This window comes from Rhodoferax sp., from assembly GCF_018780565.1.
Taxonomy (GTDB): domain Bacteria; phylum Pseudomonadota; class Gammaproteobacteria; order Burkholderiales; family Burkholderiaceae_C; genus Rhodoferax.
The window spans coordinates 536,851-553,924 of record NZ_JADMJN010000003.1 but is presented as its reverse complement, the minus strand read 5'-3'; the positions used below and the strand labels follow the sequence as shown (position 1 = coordinate 553,924).

The 17,074-nt window shown below is 61.9% G+C and carries 15 protein-coding genes; 7 read left to right on the top strand and 8 right to left on the bottom strand.

Translation table 11 applies throughout. The annotated features are described in order from the left end of the window. Positions 1 to 58: 58 nt before the first annotated feature. Together IV109_RS06525 and IV109_RS06520 are read left to right on the top strand one after the other, a co-directional pair. Positions 59 to 1,036, top strand: coding sequence for a zinc-binding dehydrogenase (locus IV109_RS06525; RefSeq protein ID WP_296693967.1), 978 nt, complete (start codon positions 59 to 61; stop codon positions 1,034 to 1,036). A gap of 67 nt (positions 1,037 to 1,103) precedes the next feature. Continuing rightward, a complete protein-coding gene (locus IV109_RS06520) occupies positions 1,104 to 2,225 on the top strand; it encodes an ATP-dependent 6-phosphofructokinase (RefSeq protein ID WP_296693963.1) in 1,122 nt (373 codons plus the stop codon). Here the strand turns inward: IV109_RS06520 and IV109_RS06515 are convergent. Both IV109_RS06515 and IV109_RS06510 read right to left on the bottom strand, forming a co-directional pair. Further along, positions 2,222 to 3,271 (bottom strand): FHA domain-containing protein, encoded by a 1,050-nt coding sequence (locus tag IV109_RS06515; RefSeq protein ID WP_296693961.1) that lies wholly within the window; start codon positions 3,269 to 3,271, stop codon positions 2,222 to 2,224. The genes IV109_RS06520 and IV109_RS06515 overlap by 4 nt on opposite strands. Next, positions 3,268 to 4,617: a serine protease gene (locus IV109_RS06510; protein WP_296693957.1), complete on the bottom strand. Its 1,350-nt coding sequence runs from the start codon at positions 4,615 to 4,617 to the stop codon at positions 3,268 to 3,270. Before IV109_RS06510 ends, IV109_RS06515 begins: the two co-directional genes overlap by 4 nt. A 115-nt stretch (positions 4,618 to 4,732) precedes the next feature. On the opposite strand from IV109_RS06510, the gene IV109_RS06505 reads away from it, so the two are divergent. Continuing rightward, positions 4,733 to 5,887: an alpha-hydroxy acid oxidase gene (locus IV109_RS06505; RefSeq protein WP_296693955.1), complete on the top strand. Its 1,155-nt coding sequence runs from the start codon at positions 4,733 to 4,735 to the stop codon at positions 5,885 to 5,887. Positions 5,888 to 5,907: 20 nt separating this feature from the next. On the opposite strand, the gene IV109_RS06500 is transcribed toward IV109_RS06505, so the two are convergent. After that, positions 5,908 to 8,586 carry a bifunctional acetate--CoA ligase family protein/GNAT family N-acetyltransferase gene (locus IV109_RS06500; RefSeq protein WP_296693952.1) on the bottom strand — a complete coding sequence of 893 codons (2,679 nt, stop codon included), beginning with the start codon at positions 8,584 to 8,586 and terminating at the stop codon, positions 5,908 to 5,910. A 102-nt stretch (positions 8,587 to 8,688) separates the two neighbouring features. On the opposite strand from IV109_RS06500, the gene IV109_RS06495 reads away from it, so the two are divergent. The 3 genes from IV109_RS06495 to IV109_RS06485 all read left to right on the top strand — a co-directional run bounded on the left by IV109_RS06495 (position 8,689) and on the right by IV109_RS06485 (position 11,188). Then, positions 8,689 to 9,582 carry a prenyltransferase gene (locus IV109_RS06495; RefSeq protein WP_296693949.1) on the top strand — a complete coding sequence of 298 codons (894 nt, stop codon included), beginning with the start codon at positions 8,689 to 8,691 and terminating at the stop codon, positions 9,580 to 9,582. Positions 9,583 to 9,626: 44 nt separating this feature from the next. After that, the gene (gene dinB / locus IV109_RS06490; protein WP_296694301.1) at positions 9,627 to 10,832 is read left to right on the top strand and encodes a DNA polymerase IV; all 1,206 of its coding nucleotides are present in this window, start codon (positions 9,627 to 9,629) and stop codon (positions 10,830 to 10,832) included. 77 nt (positions 10,833 to 10,909) lie between these two features. After that, positions 10,910 to 11,188 carry a hypothetical protein gene (locus IV109_RS06485; RefSeq protein ID WP_296693946.1) on the top strand — a complete coding sequence of 93 codons (279 nt, stop codon included), beginning with the start codon at positions 10,910 to 10,912 and terminating at the stop codon, positions 11,186 to 11,188. 125 nt (positions 11,189 to 11,313) lie between these two features. On the opposite strand, the gene IV109_RS06480 is transcribed toward IV109_RS06485, so the two are convergent. The 5 genes from IV109_RS06480 to IV109_RS06460 are packed head-to-tail and all read right to left on the bottom strand — an operon-like array spanning position 11,314 to position 16,144. Beyond that, positions 11,314 to 11,670, bottom strand: coding sequence for a DUF86 domain-containing protein (locus IV109_RS06480; RefSeq protein ID WP_296693944.1), 357 nt, complete (start codon positions 11,668 to 11,670; stop codon positions 11,314 to 11,316). Continuing rightward, complete coding sequence (locus IV109_RS06475) at positions 11,667 to 11,957, bottom strand: nucleotidyltransferase family protein (RefSeq protein WP_296693942.1); 291 nt, start codon at positions 11,955 to 11,957, stop codon at positions 11,667 to 11,669. Before IV109_RS06475 ends, IV109_RS06480 begins: the two co-directional genes overlap by 4 nt. A gap of 58 nt (positions 11,958 to 12,015) precedes the next feature. After that, positions 12,016 to 15,351, bottom strand: coding sequence for a DNA methyltransferase (locus IV109_RS06470; protein WP_296693939.1), 3,336 nt, complete (start codon positions 15,349 to 15,351; stop codon positions 12,016 to 12,018). Between the two features lie 14 nt (positions 15,352 to 15,365). Further along, on the bottom strand, positions 15,366 to 15,680 hold the full coding sequence (locus IV109_RS06465; RefSeq protein ID WP_296693937.1) for a CcdB family protein: 315 nt from the start codon (positions 15,678 to 15,680) through the stop codon (positions 15,366 to 15,368). Beyond that, entirely contained in the window at positions 15,680 to 16,144 is a 465-nt protein-coding gene (locus IV109_RS06460) for a hypothetical protein (protein WP_296693935.1), read from the bottom strand. Before IV109_RS06460 ends, IV109_RS06465 begins: the two co-directional genes overlap by 1 nt. Positions 16,145 to 16,220: 76 nt before the next feature. On the opposite strand from IV109_RS06460, the gene IV109_RS06455 reads away from it, so the two are divergent. Then, entirely contained in the window at positions 16,221 to 17,072 is an 852-nt protein-coding gene (locus IV109_RS06455) for an enoyl-CoA hydratase-related protein (RefSeq protein ID WP_296694299.1), read from the top strand. The last annotated feature ends 2 nt before the right edge of the window (positions 17,073 to 17,074 follow it).

Sequence of the window (17,074 nt, the reverse complement as noted above, 5' to 3'; positions counted from 1 at the left end):
TGTGGGGATAGAGAAGCTTCGCCACACGTCCCCCCCCCTTTTTTTCAAGGAATTCTCCATGCGCAGCGTTGTTTTTGAATCTTTTGGCGACCCAAGCGCCGTTCTGACTCTGGCCGAGCGGCCGATGCCCGAACCGGCTGCCGGGCAGGTGCGCGTGCGCATGACCATGTCGCCCATACACAACCATGACCTGGCCATCATCCGGGGCGTCTATGGCTACAAGCCGCCTCTGCCCGCCGTGCCCGGCACCGAAGCTGTCGGCGTGGTGGATGCGCTCGGAGAAGGTGTGTCGCACTTGAGCAAGGGCCAGCGCGTCATGATGGCGGGGGCATCGGCCACCTGGGCGGAGTATTTTCTGGCACCCGCCGCGAAACTGATTCCGATGCCCGATGCCGTGCCCGATACGCTGGCCTGTCAGCTGATCGCGATGCCGCTGTCCGCCACCATGCTGCTTGAAGACCTGAATCTGAAAGCTGGTGACTGGATGGTGCAAAACACCGCCAATGGCGCAGTGGGCAAGACGCTGGCCATGCTGGCGCAAGCCCGTGGTGTCAATGTCGTGAATCTGGTGCGACGCGATGCGGGTGTGAAGGAGCTTGAAGCACTGGGCATCGCACACGGTGTCTCGACCGAGCAAGCCGGCTGGGAAGCGCGCGTGAAAGACATCACCGGCGGCGCACCGATTGTTCGTGCCGTGGACTCCATTGGTGGCGAGGCCGCCAACCAGATCATGAACGTGGTGGCCGTCGGTGCCACACTGGTGTCCTTCGGGGCCATGTCGGGCAAACCGCTGGTCATTGGCGCGGACAACCTGATCTTCAAGCAGGCCACCATCAGAGGCTTCTGGGGTAGCAAACGCACGGAAACCACTCCCCCGGCAGAACTGGGTCGCATGATCGGCGAACTGGTCAAGCTGGCTGCATCCGGCGCGCTGCGTCTGCCCGTGGAAGCCTCCTTTGATCTGGCGCAAGCAGCCCAGGCAGCGGCGGCGAGTGCAATACCGGGACGCGCGGGCAAGATCACCCTCACCGCTTGACCCAAGCCTGATCGGTCAGCGGCTTTTGCCCTTATCCTAGGCGTTTCGCCGCGCCCAGGAGATCCGCATGAGCAACCCGACTCGACGCCCCATTCGACGTATTGCCATCTGCACTGGCGGCGGCGACGCGCCGGGACTCAACGCCGTGATCCGGGCAACCGTCTCAGCCGCTGCCAACCGTGGCTGGGAATGCGTTGGCATACGGGACGGCTTCAACGGCATCCTGCAACCCGAGCGCTATCCCAAGGGCGGCGTGGTGCATCTCACGCGTGACCAGGTACGCGGTATCGCGCACCTTGGCGGCACCATTCTGGGAACCACCAACAAGGGCGACCCGCTTCACTTTCCCGTGAAGATGGCGGATGGCACAGTCGTGGAAACTGACCGCTCCCATGAAATCCTGGCCTACTTTGAACGCGAGGGCATCGACGCACTCGTGTCAGTGGGGGGCGATGGCTCACTGACCATCGCCAACGAACTGCACCGCAAGGGCCTGCGCGTGGTGGGCGTGCCCAAAACCATCGACAACGACCTGGACAAAACCTTCACCACCTTTGGTTTTGACACCGCCGTGTCGTTTGCCACCGAGTGCCTGGACCGCCTGCACAGCACTGCCGAGAGTCATCAGCGCGTGATGGTGGTGGAGGTGATGGGGCGTTATGCCGGCTGGATTGCGCTGCACGCAGGCATCGCGGGCGGCGCACATGCCATTCTCATCCCCGAGATTGCCTACGATCTGGACAAGGTCATCACCAAGATTCACGAGCGCGATGCCGAGGGGCGCATGTACACGCTGGTGGTGGTGGCCGAAGGGGCACAACCCAGACACGGTCACCGCGAGGTGCTGGCGCCCGCGGAGATAGGGCATGCAGAGCGTCTGGGCGGCATTGGCGAACATATCGCCAAAGAATTGGGAGAGCGCACCGGCAAGGATGCGCGTGTGGTGGTGCTGGGCCATTTGCTGCGCGGCGGCAGCCCCACATCATTCGACCGGCTCGCGGCTTTGCGCTTTGGCACGGCCGCCGTGCGCGCACTGGAGGAAGGCTTGTCCGGCATCATGGTGGCGCTGGCTTTCCCGAACGTGAACTATGTCAGCCTTGAAGAAGTGGCCGGCCGCATGAAAGCCGTGCCGCCTGACAGCGATACGCTGCAAACCGGGCGCGACCTGGGCGTGTGCTTCGGGGACTAGTCCTCTTCCTCTTCGCTGTTTTCGTCTTCCGCGCCATCCTTCAGGCGCTCATCCAGCCGCTGCCTGATGGTGGCCGCGTCCCGAATCAGGGTATCCACCGGCACCGTGGCCGCAAGCCGCCAGTTGGGTGGAAAAATGGCGGCCATGAACAGCTGATTGCTCAGACGCTTGTTCTGCAACCAGCTGCTGCCCATGATGGCGAAGGTGCCCAGCAAAGTGATACCGACCACGATGGAGACCACGGTCTTGCGACGCTGCGGCGCCATCACCAGCAAGTGCAGACTGAGGGCGGCCGCCGTGACCGGTGCGCTCAGGAGAAAATTGAAGCGCGCCAGACTCTCCCACGAGAAGGCAAACGCCATCAGGTACCCGGTGCCCGACAGCAAGGTGTCAGCCAGCAGCGCCGCGCACACAATGCGCACGTGCCGCCAAAAGTGGGGATGGCCCGCAAACAGCTTGGTCACCAGAGCCCACAAACCGGCCCACAGCAGCAAGGCCCCCAGCATCGCGCCCACCACCGAAACCGCCGCCTGGGCGAACCTGGCAGATTCGCTGGCCTTGAACCAGGTCTGCACCAGCACCAGCGCCACTGTGGCAAGCACCAGCACCACCGTCGACGCACCGGTTCGCCAGGGCAACTGCGGCAACCTTTGCTCTGGCGCCACCGGCATTCCCGGCAGACGCAGCCGCAGGCGCAAGCGGCCCAGGACAAGATCCTCGCCCGCAGGCCAGTCAAACCGCGTTGCGCGCTGATGCAGGGTTTTGCCGCAACGCACGCCATTGAGGGTGTCGAGCACTTGCACCACCACCTGCCCGGACGCGCCAGCCTCAATGCGCAGATGTTGCGCGGCCACGTGAACATCGTCCAGCACCAGGTCGGCATCAAGCGCGCGGCCGACCGTCATGGGCCAGTGGGTCACCGGCAATCGCGCCACCGTGGCGCCGTTGCGATCAAACACCTCCAGCAGACCCTGTAAACCGGCAGGGCGTGCTGGCTGTGATACGGGCTCATCATCCTCCATCATCACGGTATCGCCAAAGCTCATCGTGCGCCCTCCCACTTGAACCCGTTCAAATAGTAGGCCACCAGGGCCAAGCCATTGTCAAAGCTCATGCCGTGGGCGTCCATCCGCCCCTGCACACCCTGGGTGGGCCGGTTGACCGAGGTCACCAGCACCGAGACGTTGTAGAGCCCGCGCAGCTTGCGGTAGGCACTCATGCAAACCACGGCCCGCATGGCCATGCCGTCGCGATCAATGAAGCGCTCAGAACACTCGGCGGCGGTCATGCGGCTCGTGCCACGCATTGCAAATCGCTCGTTGGCCATGCTGTCGGAGTACATCCGGGCAAAACGCAGGGCGCTGAACCTGGGTGCGTCGTAGGCCTCAAAAAACAGGCGGATGAAGCCGGTCGTGGTTTCACCGGCAAAAACCTGGCTGTCCAGTTGGCAATTCGTGCGCACCAGGTCAAAGGCCTTGAAATCTGCATCGCGCGCCCTGCCCCAGCAGCGCGCCAGGGCGTCATCCGGCACTGGCACGCTGTAGCCACCATGCTTCTGCGCCTTGAACGCCGTGGCGGTGAAGCGCTTGGTCACCTGGTCCTGGTGCTCCAGCAGTTGGCGCGTCACCTCGGCCTGCGCCTTGCGGGTGATAGGGTTCAGGGTTGCCGCGCGTGCCAGCAAGGCCTGGGCAAACTCGGCGGGCACCAGAAAACTCAGCAACTCGCCATCAAGCCGCTTGGACACGTTGATGCCAATCACCAGCCCAGCCTCATCAATCACCGGGCCACCGCTCATGCCGGGATTGATGGCGCCACCGAAAAAGATGCGCGGATAAAAACTGCGCTGCACCAGCCCGTTGTAAGTGCCCTCGGTCACGGCAAAACCGATATCCAGCGGATTGCCCAGCGAATAGAGACGCTCGCCCCGCTCCAGGGCCTGGTCCTTGCTGCGAAAACTCAGAGCGGGTCGCTGCGGGCCGGCGTCCTTCACGCGCAGCAGGGCCAGATCATGGGCCACGTCAAACGCCAGCAACTCGACCTCCGCCTGTTTGCCATCGACCGGCACGTACACGCCCCGGTAGCGCTCGGGCTCCAGCGCCAGCTGGCTGGCCACGTGGAAATTGGTCATGATGAGGCCATCTGCAGACACGAAAAAGCCCGACCCGACACTCGACTGGGTGTTGGTGTTGCGCAGCAGGGTGCGGATTTGCACCAGCTTGTCGCGCGAGCTCTGGTAAGCACGCTGGGCATCGTGGGAAATGGGCGCAGCGTCAGAGCCGGGCTTTGGCAGCGTGGCCTCCGCACCCACCGCAGCCTGGGCCATCGCGCCAGGTGCGCCCAGCATGCAGAGAACCAGGAAAAGCGCTTTGAGCCATCGGGCAAGTGGAGTCATGCCCTGATTCTAGGGGTGCACGGTGCAAATTTTTTCAATCGACTTTCGCGGATATCAAACCAGGCAGGCTCATCAGCCTTTACCATGCAGCCAAACAAATCCATTGGAGAGACAAATGTCTGTGATCACCAATATCGAAGATCTGCGCGTTCTGGCGCAAAAACGCGTGCCCCGCATGTTCTACGACTACGCCGACTCCGGCTCATGGACCGAGAGCACCTACCGCGCCAATTCGGCCGATTTCCAGAGCATCAAGCTGCGCCAGCGCGTGGCGGTGAACATGGAGAACCGCAGCACGCGCAGCACCATGATCGGGCAGGACGTTGCCATGCCGGTGGCCATTGCACCCACCGGCCTGACCGGCATGCAGCATGCCGATGGCGAAATCCTGGCGGCACGGGCAGCCAAGAAATTCGGTGTGCCGTTCACCCTTTCCACCATGAGCATCTGCTCGATTGAAGACGTGGCGGCCCAAACCGGCGGTCACCCCTTCTGGTTTCAGCTCTACGTGATGAAAGACCGGGACTATATCGAACGCCTGATCGACCGCGCCAAGGCAGCCCAATGCTCGGCTCTGGTGCTGACACTGGATTTGCAGATCATCGGGCAGCGCCACAAGGACCTGAAAAACGGCCTCTCCGCACCGCCCAAGCTCACCATCGCCAACATCCTGAACATGATGACCAAACCGCGCTGGGGCCTGGGGATGCTGGGCACCAAACGGCACGGCTTTGGCAACATCGTCGGTCACGTCAAGGGCGTGGAAAACATGGGCAGCCTGAGCGAATGGACCGCCAAGCAGTTTGACCCGGCGCTTAACTGGGGCGACGTGGAATGGATCAAGAAGCGCTGGGGCGGCAAGCTCATCATCAAAGGTATTCAGGACGTCGAGGATGCTCGCCTGGCCGTGAACTCCGGCGCTGACGCGCTGATCGTCTCCAACCACGGCGGACGTCAGCTCGACGGTGCTGAAAGCAGCATCCGCGCACTGCCGCAAATCGTGGCTGCCGTAGGCCAAGACATCGAGGTGCACATGGACGGTGGCATCCGCTCGGGGCAGGATGTGCTCAAGGCCCGCGCACTGGGCGCACAGGGCACTTACATTGGCCGCGCCTTTCTCTACGGGCTGGGCGCCATGGGCGAAGCCGGTGTGACCAAGGCGCTGGAGATCATCCACAAGGAACTGGACCTGACCATGGCCTTCTGTGGCCACACCCACATCAATACGGTGGACAAGGGCATCCTGCTGCCAGGCACTTATCCGACCTGAGGCACCGCTGCCGCCGAGCCCTAGAGCTGGTGCGTGACCAGTTTGAAGTCAGCATCTTCGGCAAAGGGCTTGGCGGTGAAGCCCAGGCCTTTCATCAGTTTCAGCATGGTGGGATTGTTGGCCAGCACCAAGCCTTCGATTTCAGTCAGGCCTTTCTCGCGGGCGAAGTCCATGATGGAGAGCATCAGCCGCGATCCCAGACCCTTGCCCTTGAAATCATCGGCCACCACCAGCGAAAACTCGCAGGTGGTGCGATCCGGGTTGGTGATGTAACGCGACACACCCACGATGCAGGCCACTTCCGTCGTTTCGCCGTTGGCGTCCACCTGCTTCTCGCGGGTGACGGCTACCAGCGCCATTTCACGGTCGTAGTCGATCAGCGTGAAGCGCGACAACATGGTGGGAGGCAACTCCTGCATGCTGGAGACGAAACGGAAGTAGCGGCTCTCCGGCGACAGCTGGCGCACGAACTCCTGCAGCATGGTGGCATCGTCCGGGTGAATCGGGCGCACGGTGCATTCACCACCGCCATGCAAAGGCCACAGCTGTTCATGCTGAGACGGGTAAGGCAGGATCGCCAGGTGGTTGTAGTTGCGTGCCGACGGCGGGGCGTTGTCGATCACGATGCGAGCATCCACCGCCAGCGCGCCCGACTCGTCCACAATGATCGGGTTGATGTCCATCTCGCGCAGTTGCGGCAGCTCGCACACCATTTCCGACACGCGCAGCAGCACCTGCTCCAATGCCTCCATATTGACGGCGGCAGCGCCGCGCCATTCGCCCAGTGTTTCGGCCACACGGGAACGCTCGATCAGGCGGCGCGCCAGAAACTGGTTCAGCGGCGGCAGCTCCATGGCACGGTCGTTGATCAGCTCGATCATGGTGCCGCCGGCGCCAAAGGCAATCACCGGACCAAACGGGTCATCGGTCACCAAACCGATGTAGATCTCGCGGCCACGTTTCTGCGCCGACATGTTCTGCACCGTGACGCCATTGATGCGCGCACCGGGCTGCAGCCTGGCCACGGCCTGCATCATGTCGTTGTACGTGTCGCGCACGCCCACGGCGTTGAGCACATTGAGCGCCACACCCTGCACATCGGATTTGTGGCTGATGTCGGGTGAGTCGATCTTGAGCGCCACCGGGAACCCCAGCTGCGTGGAAATCATGATGGCTTCGGTGACGCTGCGCGCCAGGATGGTCTTGGTCACTGGAATATGAAACGCAGCCAGCAGGGCCTTGGACTCCATTTCGGTGAGCACCTTGCGGCGCTCAGCCAGCACGCTTTCAATCAACATCCGCGCACCCTCCACATCGGGCTTGGCCAGGTCGGACAAGGGCGGGGGCGTCTGTTGCAGCAACTGCTGGTTCTGGTAGAACGAGGCGATGTTGCTGAACGCACCGACGGCTGCTTCAGGCGTGCGAAAGGTGGGGATAAGCGCATCATTGAGGATGCGCCTTGATTCACCCACGCTGGCGTCGCCCATCCAGCAGGTCAGCAAGGGCTTGCCCAGGCGTTTGTTGATGTCGGCCAGTGCAGTGGCAATGCCGGCACCGTCAATGCCAATCCTGGGTGAATAGATGGCCAGCACCCCGTCGATCTGGGGAGCTTTGCCAGCAGCCGCAATGGCGGCCATGAAATGCGCCGGCCCGGCATCTTGCGAAACATCAATCAAGTCGGACAAGGATGCCAGGGGTGGCAAGTCAAGTTTGAGCAGGCGTGCCTGCTCAGGCGTCAGGCAACCCAACTGCAGATTGATCTCGCTCACCCAATCGGCTGCCAGCACACCGGGGCCCCCGCCATTGGTCACAATCGCCAGACGCCGCCCCACCGGCCGGTAACGCGAGGCCAGGCATTTGGAGGCCGAAAAAAGCTCCACGAATGAGCGCACCCGCACCGCGCCTGCGCGGCGCAAGGCCGCATCAAACACATCGTCGCTGCCCACAATGGTGCCCGAATGCGTGAGCGCCGCCTGGTTGCCAGCCGACCGGCGACCGGCCTTGAGCACGACCACGGGTTTGACATTGGCCGCCGCCCGCAACGCGCTCATGAAGCGGCGTGCGTTGTTGATGCCTTCCAGGTAGACCACGATGCTGTGGGTATGCGCATCGGCCGCCAGAAAATCCAGCACCTGGGCCATGTCCACCGCCGTGTTGGGGCCCAGGGACACCACGGTCGAAAACCCTACCGCATTCTTTTGGGCCCAGTCCAGAATGGAGGCGGTCAGCGCACCCGATTGCGACACCAGCGCCAGCGGCCCCTGCGCGCACAGGTCACCGGCCACACTGGCATTGAGGTTGAGGTGCGGGCGCTGAAAACCCAGGCAATTCGGCCCCAGCAGATGGATGCCATCGCGCCGGGCAATTTTGTGCAGCTCAGCCGCCTGCGCGGCATCGATGCCGCTGGAAATCACCAGGGCGGCGCGGCACTTGATGCGACCGGCAATCTCCAGGGCGGATGCCACCTCGGCCGGTGGCATGGCAATCACCGCCAGATCGGCATGGGTGTTGGCCAGATCAGCCAGCGTGCCACTGGCATGGATATCCAGAAACACCAGGGTTCCGGCATAGCGCTGTGCCCGCAGCATGCGGTGCAGGACCTGTGCTTGCGCAGTCTGCGAACTGGAGTCGTCCGCCGTGCCCGCAAAAACAGCAATGGAGTCGGGTGAAAAAAGTGGCGTCAAAAAATGCTTGTCCATGCAGACTCCCGTCGGAAAATAGTTCACTGGTGCACAGCTTAACGCCTGCGCACGGCCATCGCCTTGACTTGAGGCAGCAAGCGTTCGCGTTATCCTCATGGCATGCGCAATTTTGTTCTTTGGCTGAGCCCGGCCCGACTCCCTTTTCTGGTGCTCACCCCTGCCTGCGTGTCGCTGGGCCTCGCCAGCGTGCATTGGACCCACGACCATCTGGACCTGCTCATGGCTGCGCTGGTGATGCTGGGCGCATTGGCCGCCCACGTCAGTGTCAATGCGTTCAATGAATACCTGGATTTTCGCAGTGGCCTGGACGCCATGACAAAGCCGACCCCCTTCAGCGGCGGCAGCGGTGTGCTGCCGGCGCACCCGGATCTGGCGGGGCCCACGCTCGCCATGGCGGTGGGCAGCCTGGCGATCAGCATCGGCGTGGGCCTGTATTTTGTGGTGTGGCAAGGCCTTGCCTTGTTGCCGCTGGGTTTGGTGGGCATCGCGCTGGTGCTGGCCTACACGCCGTGGATCACCCGCCATACGCTGCTGTGCCTGATTGCGCCGGGCCTGGGTTTTGGCCCCCTGATGGTGGTGGGCACCCATGTTGCCTTGACCGGGAGCTACTCGGGCACCGCCTTGGTCGCCTCCCTCGTGCCCTTTTTTCTGGTCAACAACTTGTTGCTGCTCAACCAGTTCCCCGATGCACAGGCCGACGCCCGTGTGGGCCGCCGCCATATTCTGGTGACCTCGGGACCAGCCGTTGCAGCACGGTACTACACGGCATTCGCGGCGCTGGCTTTTGTCAGCCTCACGGTCGCCGTGTTGGCGGGCTTGCTCCCGGCTGGTGCCTTGCTGGGCCTGCTGACACTGGCCCTGGCACTGCCCACCATGCGGGATGTGCGCACCCATGCGCTGGACATACAACAGCTGTTACCCGCCATGGGGCGCAACGTGCTGCTCGCCATCCTGACACCGGTGCTGATGGCCACCGGGATGTTGATGTCGTGAGCACGACACCAAGCGGTGTGATCCGCCGCATTGCCCACCTCGACATGGATGCCTTCTATGCGTCCGTCGAACTGCTGCGCTACCCGCAGCTCAAGGGCTTGCCGGTGGTGATTGGCGGTGGACGACGTGCCGAAGATGAAACACTGCGCCAGACCTATGCGGGCCATACCCTGGCCGATATCCCGCTGGATGAATTTCCCCGACTCAAGGGCTACACCGGCCGCGGTGTCATCACCACCGCCACCTACGCGGCACGCCAGTTCGGCGTGGGCTCGGCCCTGGGCCTGATGAAGGCCGCCAAGCTGTGTCCGCAGGCCATCTTGTTGCCGGTGGATTTTCAGGAATACCGCAAGTACTCCCATGCGTTCAAGGCCATCATTCTTGAGATTGCACCGCTCATGGAAGACCGTGGCGTGGACGAGGTCTACATCGACTTCACGGAGGTCCCCGGCGGCCAGCGCGAAGGCGGGCGCGTGCTGGCGCGACTGATCCAGAAAACCATTTTCGAGAAGACCGGCCTGACCTGCTCGGTCGGCGTCGCGCCCAACAAGCTGCTGGCCAAAATGGCCAGCGAGTTCAACAAGCCCAATGGCATCTCCATCGTTCTGGAAGAAGATGTGCAGGACAAGATCTGGCCACTGGCCTGCCGCAAGATCAACGGCATCGGCCCCAAGGCCGATGAAAAGCTCAAGGGCTTGGGCATCAGCACCATCGGTGAACTGGCCCAGAAAGACCTGCCCTGGCTGGTGGCGCAGTTCGGCAGGAAAACCGGCGCCTGGATGCATGATGCCGCCCGCGGCCACGATACGCGCCCGGTGGTCACCGAGAGCGAACCCGTGTCCATGAGCCGCGAAACCACCTTTGAGCGCGACCTGCACGCCGTGCGCGACAAGGCCGAGCTGGGTGCCATCTTCACGCGCCTGTGCACCAGTGTGGCCAATGACCTGCAGCGCAAAGGTTATGTCGGCAAGACCATCGGTATCAAGCTGCGCTATGACGACTTCAAAAGCGTCACCCGCGACCAGACCCTGGACACCTTCACGGCAGACGCGCAAACCATCCGCCAAACGGCCGGGCAGTGCCTCAAACGTGTGCCGCTGGACAAACGCTTGCGCTTGCTGGGCGTGCGAGTGGGCACGTTGTTAAAAGCGACCGACGCCGAAAATTATGAGCAAAATAGGACTCTACCCCCCGTAGAACATGCCTTGTCAGCTACCAATTCAATAGCAAAAATCGATCAGCTGTTTTGACGACAAAGGGTGTTGACAGAGACTTACGCGTAACTTACATTGGCTCTTTCGTACCGGAGGTTGCCATGATTCACCACATGCCCCATCATCTCCCGCTGGCCAAACTTCAGCGCATCAAGAAGTGGCATGTGGAACACCGACCGGAACATCCGCTGGAATATCAGTTGTGGGACACCATGCTCATTCTCTGGGTGCTCGGGCGCGTGGGCTGGCTGCCCGCCTTCGCGCTGGACGCGCCGTGGGCCTATCCCCTGTGTCTCGCGGGCATGCTGGCACCGCACCTGTATGTGGGCTGGCGCCTGAAGGCGGATGCGACGCAGCGCGTGCGGTGCGACTGGCGGGACAGCTTGAATTGAGCCGCTTGAGGACTTCTTCATCGGGCATGTCCGCGCGACAGTCGCTCCAGCCGTAGGCCTAAGGGAAAAATCTACAGCGATGAAGACGACACTGCCTCTGCCTCTGCCTCTGCCTCTGCCTCTGCCTAGCGCAAGCTATTGCGTATATCAGGCAGTTGCTGAATCAATTGAGGTAACGCCGTCTTAACGGTTTCCCAAACGGTATCGAGGTTAATTTCAAAATACCCATGGGCAATCCGATTGCGCATACCCTTCATATTGCGCAATGGCAACCGCGGATGTTCATTCGCAAACGTTTCGTATTCTTTCAACAATTTGGCGGCCTCCTCACCAATCAAAATGAGGTTAAGGACAACGGCCTGCTGAGTTTTCTTGTCGCCCAGAAAATCCTCTTTGGTCAGCCCCTCGACATAATCGCACGCTTGCTTTGCGGCTTCCAGCATGTGGTCCAGGTAATCAGGAATACGATTGCTCGCGCTCATATCGGCCTCGCCTCCGCCAGAACTTGAGCCCGAAATTTGGCGGGCAGATCACCAGGCGTCAACAAGTCGACGGGGACACCCAGCAGTTCTTCCAACTCAACCTGCAAGCCACCCAAGTCAAACAGTGTGGTCCCTGGCAGTGGGTCGACCAGCAAATCAATATCGCTACCCTCTGTGTCTCGTCCATAAATGACCGATCCGAACACCCGGGGATTTACCGTTTGATAACGCGCAGCCGCCTCGCGAACGGCAATGCGTTTGAGTTCCAGGGATTGGGATGGTTTCATGGTGTATTGACCTCAGTTGCTGCAAATACTAGCGCAATGCGAAACAGCACGGTGCACATCAACCCGCCCGTTCCAAATTCAACGCCAGCAGGCGCTTGAGGATTTCTTCATCGGGCATGTCCGCGCGATAGTCGCTCCAGCCGTAGGCCTGGGCCACTGCGGCGTCCAGCGCCTTGTGGGCCGCGTCCAGCCAGGCGGGCGACAAGTTGTAGAGCTTGGTCAGCGTGCGCTCGGCCAGGTCTTTTTCGTGGCCGGGTTTGGGCAGGATGCGGTCGGGGTACGGGCTTTTGTCCATGCCCAGTGGGGTGACCTCGGGCACACGGTCGGTCCACTCGGGCGGGTTGAGCCAGGCTTCGCGCAGGTCGTTCAGGCGCTTGGCGGCTTGGGCGATATGGCTGGCGTTTTCTCTCACGCCTGGCGTTGTGGTGCACTGGTTTGGCTGGGGGGTGGGCTCGCCTGACTGTGCGTTGGGCTCGCCCGGCCGGGCTGGCACAGGGGGCGGGGGCTCATACGCTTCGCTTTTTGAAATCGCCCCCACCCCCTGTGCCAACCCGGCCTGGAGTGCTTGGCTGGGCGCGGTTGTCGTCGCTATGTTTTTAGTAGCTACTTTGGCAATAGATACGAGGTCTAGAGGCTTATTTGACTCTGAAAGTCCGGCGGGAATGACGGCGCCGCCTTCCAGCGTTTCGGTACGCTGGTGGGCCGTGTCGGCAGGGGTGAGGCCGGCGGGGAAGGGGAAGGTTTCGAAGCAGGTGGTGGGGGTGTAACGCGGGTCGTTACCTACGCCAAGCCAAGTGCACATGCGCAGCGACCAGAGTTCGTGGAAGCGGCTGTGCAGGATGCCAAAGGTGGTGTCGTCGGAACGGGCGGTGACAACCAATTGCCCGTCGAGGATGATGCCGGGTTGAAGCCAAACGAACAGACGGTATTTGGCAACGCGAGCCGTGGCGAGCGAACGCGGCAGCTTTGCTATGGCACCGCGCAGATCTGGCGCCGGTCTTGCATGAAGCCACCAACGGCGCTTTTCCAATTCGTTTCGCACGACTTCGCGTTGCGGACGAACCGCGCGGTCTAGGTGGGAAAACGGCGCTTCGTAGAGCGCGGCTTCGTTTTGAGGGAGATCAAGCCCGTAATCAACAATCCACTGATCGAGCGGTCGCCGCGTCACATCAAGGCCGTTGAACCACGGCTTGACTACCTCCGCGTTGCTCTTGCCATTCGGGTTTGGCAAACGTAGCCACTGACGGGCTACTTCTCCGGTCACGTCAAAACTGCCCTTCTTCATGCCACCGATAAAGCACGCTGCTTTGTTGGTTCGCAAGGGGCTTGCTGCTGTCAAATCCAGCGACGTCCCGGTTTCAGCACCAGCCGTCAGGTCCGCATGTATCGCCGTGACATCGTGCCCATCCAGCATCGCGTCTTGCGAGGCATGTCCAAAAGCAATCAGCGACACTCGAACCGCCGCCCCTTCGTTTACCCAGCCTTCATCACTCCACGCTTCATAAATCCGCGTGGTGTCGCAAATCGCTTCGAGCACCTTGCGATTCTTGCCACCGCGAATCGAGTTCGTCGCAACCAGCCCTGCCGCGCCCAGCCCGCTGGTTTCAATCGCCTTGCGTGCCTTCTCAAACCAGTAGCACACCAGGTCCGCACCACCGGGCACACGACCCTCGTACACCTTGCGCAAGGTGGTGGTGTAGTTATCCCCCAACTCAGACCGCATCTTCTTGTCACCCAAAAACGGGGGATTCCCAATCACCACGCTGGCCCGAGGCCAGTCTGCTTCCAAGGCAAGTGGCGCAGCCAGAGCCCCAGCGGGGGCAGCGCCAGCGTCCCCCCGCCCCATCAGGCTCTGCGGAGTGGGCGGGGCAGATGTTGGGGGCGATTTCGGAACCGAAGGTTCATGAGCCCCCGGCGTCTGCCCCGCCCGCTCCGCAGAGCCTGTACCCCCCGCAGCCACAAACGTCAGCAAAGCATCCCGGCACTCAATATGGTCCAGCGGCTCCAGCACAGGGTTGGTCTTGAAATCGTAGCCATGCTCAATGCGCCACTGCAACTCGCCAATCCACACCGTCACCCGCGCCAGCTCAGCCGCGTACTCGTTCAACTCAATGCCCAGCACGTTGTGCGGCCCGGTCACCAGATCGGCCTGCCGGTCCAACCCCAGGGCGGCGGCGTCCAGATGGCTCTTGTGCTCAATGTCCTTCAAGGCCTTGAGACCCAGAAACAAAAAGTTGCCGCTGCCACAGGCCGGGTCGAGCACGCGGTAGTCCTTAAGCTGCTCCAGCCACAGCACGAACCTGGCTTGTGCGGCCTTGTGGTGTTTGTCGTTTCTTTTGATACTTTTGGCCATCAGCCCCCGTATCTCTTGGGCTATAAGCTCCCATTTTTGTAGCAATGGCCGACTTAGCACCGGCTCCACAATGCGCAGGATGGTGGCCGGGTCGGTGTAGTGCGCGCCCAGCTGGCTGCGCTTGCTGGGGTCCAGCCCCCGCTCGAACAGCGTGCCGAAAATGGACACGTCGATGGCGGACCAGTTCAACGCGGCGGCGTTGCGAAGCTCGGTCACTTCCATGATGGTGAGCGCGGGTACTTTCACCTTCTTGAACAGGCCGCCATTGAACCAGGGAATGTCGTCGTTGCCATACAGGCCGCCCTTGCGCATGACCGTGAACAGATTGGTCAGGCCCAGCGTAAGCTTGTCGCTGGTGAGGTTTTTGTTGTTCACCAGCCCTTCAAACATGCGCCCGGGCAGCAGGCTCACGTCTTCGGCAAAAAAGCAGAACAGGCATTGCGTGAGGAAGTGGGCCACCTCGTCGGCATGCGCTTGCCAGCCTTGCGGGTCAAGGTCTTTGGCGGGGCCGCGGTTGCGCAGACCATCGGCCAGGGTGGAAAAACTTTTGGCAGCGGCTTCCGTGATGTCGCGGCTGGTCTTTTTGGGGCGGAAACTCTCGGGGTCGGTCCACAGGCGGCGCAGAAGAGCCTGCTTGTCGGGCTGGTCCAGCTCGTGCAAGAGCACGGTATGCACTTCCGACGGGTGGCCGTTGAACTGGGTGTGGATGCGGGTGGTGAGCCGGTCACACACCACCAGCAGCGGCGGGTTGGAGAGCGCCAGGCTGTAGGTCAGGAGTTGCTTGAGCGCGGTGTCCAGATTGCGGCCCGGGGCCTTGTTTTCCCAGGCGAAGTGGTTGCGCATGAACACATCGGCATAGCCGCGCGCCTCGCCCAGCACCAGGGTGTCCTGCTCAAAGAGGTAGTCGCCGGAACTGCCCGGCGTGGGCACGCCCAGTAACTGACACAGGTCCATGAAGTGGGGCTGCGCGCCCTGGCGTTCATTGAGGTCATAAGCGGGGCCGCCGGGGCCCCATTTGGCGATGAATTGCTGAGGGGTCATGAGTGGTCCGGGTGTCAGTAGCCGTGCAGGGCGAAGTCCAGGGCGTCCCAGATGGCCGCAGCGTTGTGCCCGAGGTTGGCAACCGGGCGGCGCAGGTCGCCGGGTTCAAAGGATGTGATGGCAAGTGTTTCCAGCACCAGTGTTTCACCGGCGACCTCCACCCAGGGATTGAGCGTGTTGGTGGGCCCCCGCTGCGCCTGCGCCCGCGCCAGCGCAACGGTAATCACAGCGATGGGGCGATTTAGAAAGTTGCTTTGAATGGCGAGTACGTAGGGATGGGTATCGCGTAACTCTTCAACGGGATTGGGATAGACGTCGAACTGGGCCATCAGACAACTTTGTCCGCGGGTGTGAGGGCAGGGTTTTGCTCCCTCAATGCTTTCTCTTTGCGCCATTCGTGGATACGCCGCCCCATGGAGCCAATTTTGGCCATGCGCTCGTTCATGGCCTCAATGGCTTCCTTGTTTTCTTCTTCCCACTGGCTGCGTGCAGCTTCTTTTTCAGCAGGAGTTCGTGCAGCAGCGGCCGCGCGCCGCGCCAACCGTTCGGGGGTAAGCCAACCGTCACCTTGCATGGCGGGAACGGCGGCGTGGGCGACCGTATCGACCTTGTAAACAGCCAGCTCTTCCTGCACGGCATGCGTCAGCGGCACGACTTTCACCGGCGTCAGCGTGACCGCACCGTCGGCCGCGATCTGCATGTCAAACAGCTGGCCTGCGTATTTTTTGCCCAGCGATATCTGGCCGCTGGCGCCGACTTCCTTGAGCATGGCAATCTCCTGTTGTGCCTTCATGCAATCATGCAGCATGAAAATAGAGACGTCAAGCTGGCGACTCAAAAAGCGGCCTGGTTTGCACTACAGTCTGGGGATGAACACCTCAAAACCCCTCACCTGCTTCGCCCTCTCTACCGAAAACCACATTGCCCATCTGGTGCTGAACAAGCCCGAGGCCATGAACACCATGCACCCCACGTTCTGGCGCGAGCTGGACGAGGTGCTGACCCAACTGCACAAGGACAACGCTGCCCGCGTCCTGGTCATCAGCAGCACCGGCAAGCATTTCAGTGCCGGCATGGCGCTGGACACTTTCTCGGGTGCCATCACCATGGCCGACGAAAGCCCTGAAGGCCGCGCCGCCATGTTTGACTCGCTTACCGACATGCAGGCCACCTTCACCAAGCTGGAGACGCTGCGCATTCCCGTGGTGGTGGCCATCCAGGGCGGCTGCGTGGGCGGCGCGGTGGACCTGGTGACCGCGTGCTGCATCCGCTATGCCACGGCTGACGCGTTTTTCTGCATTCAGGAGATCAACATCGGCATGGTGGCTGACGTGGGCACGCTGCAGCGCTTGCCCAAGCTCATTCCGCTGGCGGTGGTGAAAGAGCTGGCCTACACCGGACGACGCATGTCCGCGCAAAAGGCACAAGGCTACGGCCTGGTCAACGAGGTGTTCGATACGCCCGAGGCCACGCTGGCCGCGGCCATGCAATGCGCCACCGAGATCGCCGCCAAGCCACCCGTGGCCATCTGGGGCACCAAACAGGTCATCCACTACACACGGGACCATTCCGTGGACGACTCGCTCAAGCAAATGGGCTGGATCCAGGGCGCTATCTGGAGCAACCGCCATGTGATGGAAGCGGTCGGGGCCATGAAAGGCAAGCGCGCGGCGGACTTCCCCGCATTGAGCCCCCTGCGCGATTTCCGCGACCTGGGCTAAAC

Bases quoted from the DNA above. Each gene is read 5' to 3' on its own strand.
- IV109_RS06510 (WP_296693957.1), bottom strand. From the start codon at position 4,617: ATGACTCCACTTGCCCGATGGCTCAAAGCGCTTTTCCTGGTTCTCTGC.
- IV109_RS06500 (WP_296693952.1), bottom strand. From the start codon at position 8,586: ATGGACAAGCATTTTTTGACGCCACTTTTTTCACCCGACTCCATTGCT.
- IV109_RS06470 (WP_296693939.1), bottom strand. From the start codon at position 15,351: ATGACCCCTCAGCAATTCATCGCCAAATGGGGCCCCGGCGGCCCCGCT.
- IV109_RS06515 (WP_296693961.1), bottom strand. From the start codon at position 3,271: ATGAGCTTTGGCGATACCGTGATGATGGAGGATGATGAGCCCGTATCA.
- IV109_RS06460 (WP_296693935.1), bottom strand. From the start codon at position 16,144: ATGAAGGCACAACAGGAGATTGCCATGCTCAAGGAAGTCGGCGCCAGC.
- dinB (WP_296694301.1), top strand. From the start codon at position 9,627: ATGGATGCCTTCTATGCGTCCGTCGAACTGCTGCGCTACCCGCAGCTC.
- IV109_RS06480 (WP_296693944.1), bottom strand. From the start codon at position 11,670: ATGAGCGCGAGCAATCGTATTCCTGATTACCTGGACCACATGCTGGAA.
- IV109_RS06475 (WP_296693942.1), bottom strand. From the start codon at position 11,957: ATGAAACCATCCCAATCCCTGGAACTCAAACGCATTGCCGTTCGCGAG.
- IV109_RS06525 (WP_296693967.1), top strand. From the start codon at position 59: ATGCGCAGCGTTGTTTTTGAATCTTTTGGCGACCCAAGCGCCGTTCTG.
- IV109_RS06455 (WP_296694299.1), top strand. From the start codon at position 16,221: ATGAACACCTCAAAACCCCTCACCTGCTTCGCCCTCTCTACCGAAAAC.
- IV109_RS06520 (WP_296693963.1), top strand. From the start codon at position 1,104: ATGAGCAACCCGACTCGACGCCCCATTCGACGTATTGCCATCTGCACT.
- IV109_RS06485 (WP_296693946.1), top strand. From the start codon at position 10,910: ATGCCCCATCATCTCCCGCTGGCCAAACTTCAGCGCATCAAGAAGTGG.
- IV109_RS06495 (WP_296693949.1), top strand. From the start codon at position 8,689: ATGCGCAATTTTGTTCTTTGGCTGAGCCCGGCCCGACTCCCTTTTCTG.
- IV109_RS06505 (WP_296693955.1), top strand. From the start codon at position 4,733: ATGTCTGTGATCACCAATATCGAAGATCTGCGCGTTCTGGCGCAAAAA.
- IV109_RS06465 (WP_296693937.1), bottom strand. From the start codon at position 15,680: ATGGCCCAGTTCGACGTCTATCCCAATCCCGTTGAAGAGTTACGCGAT.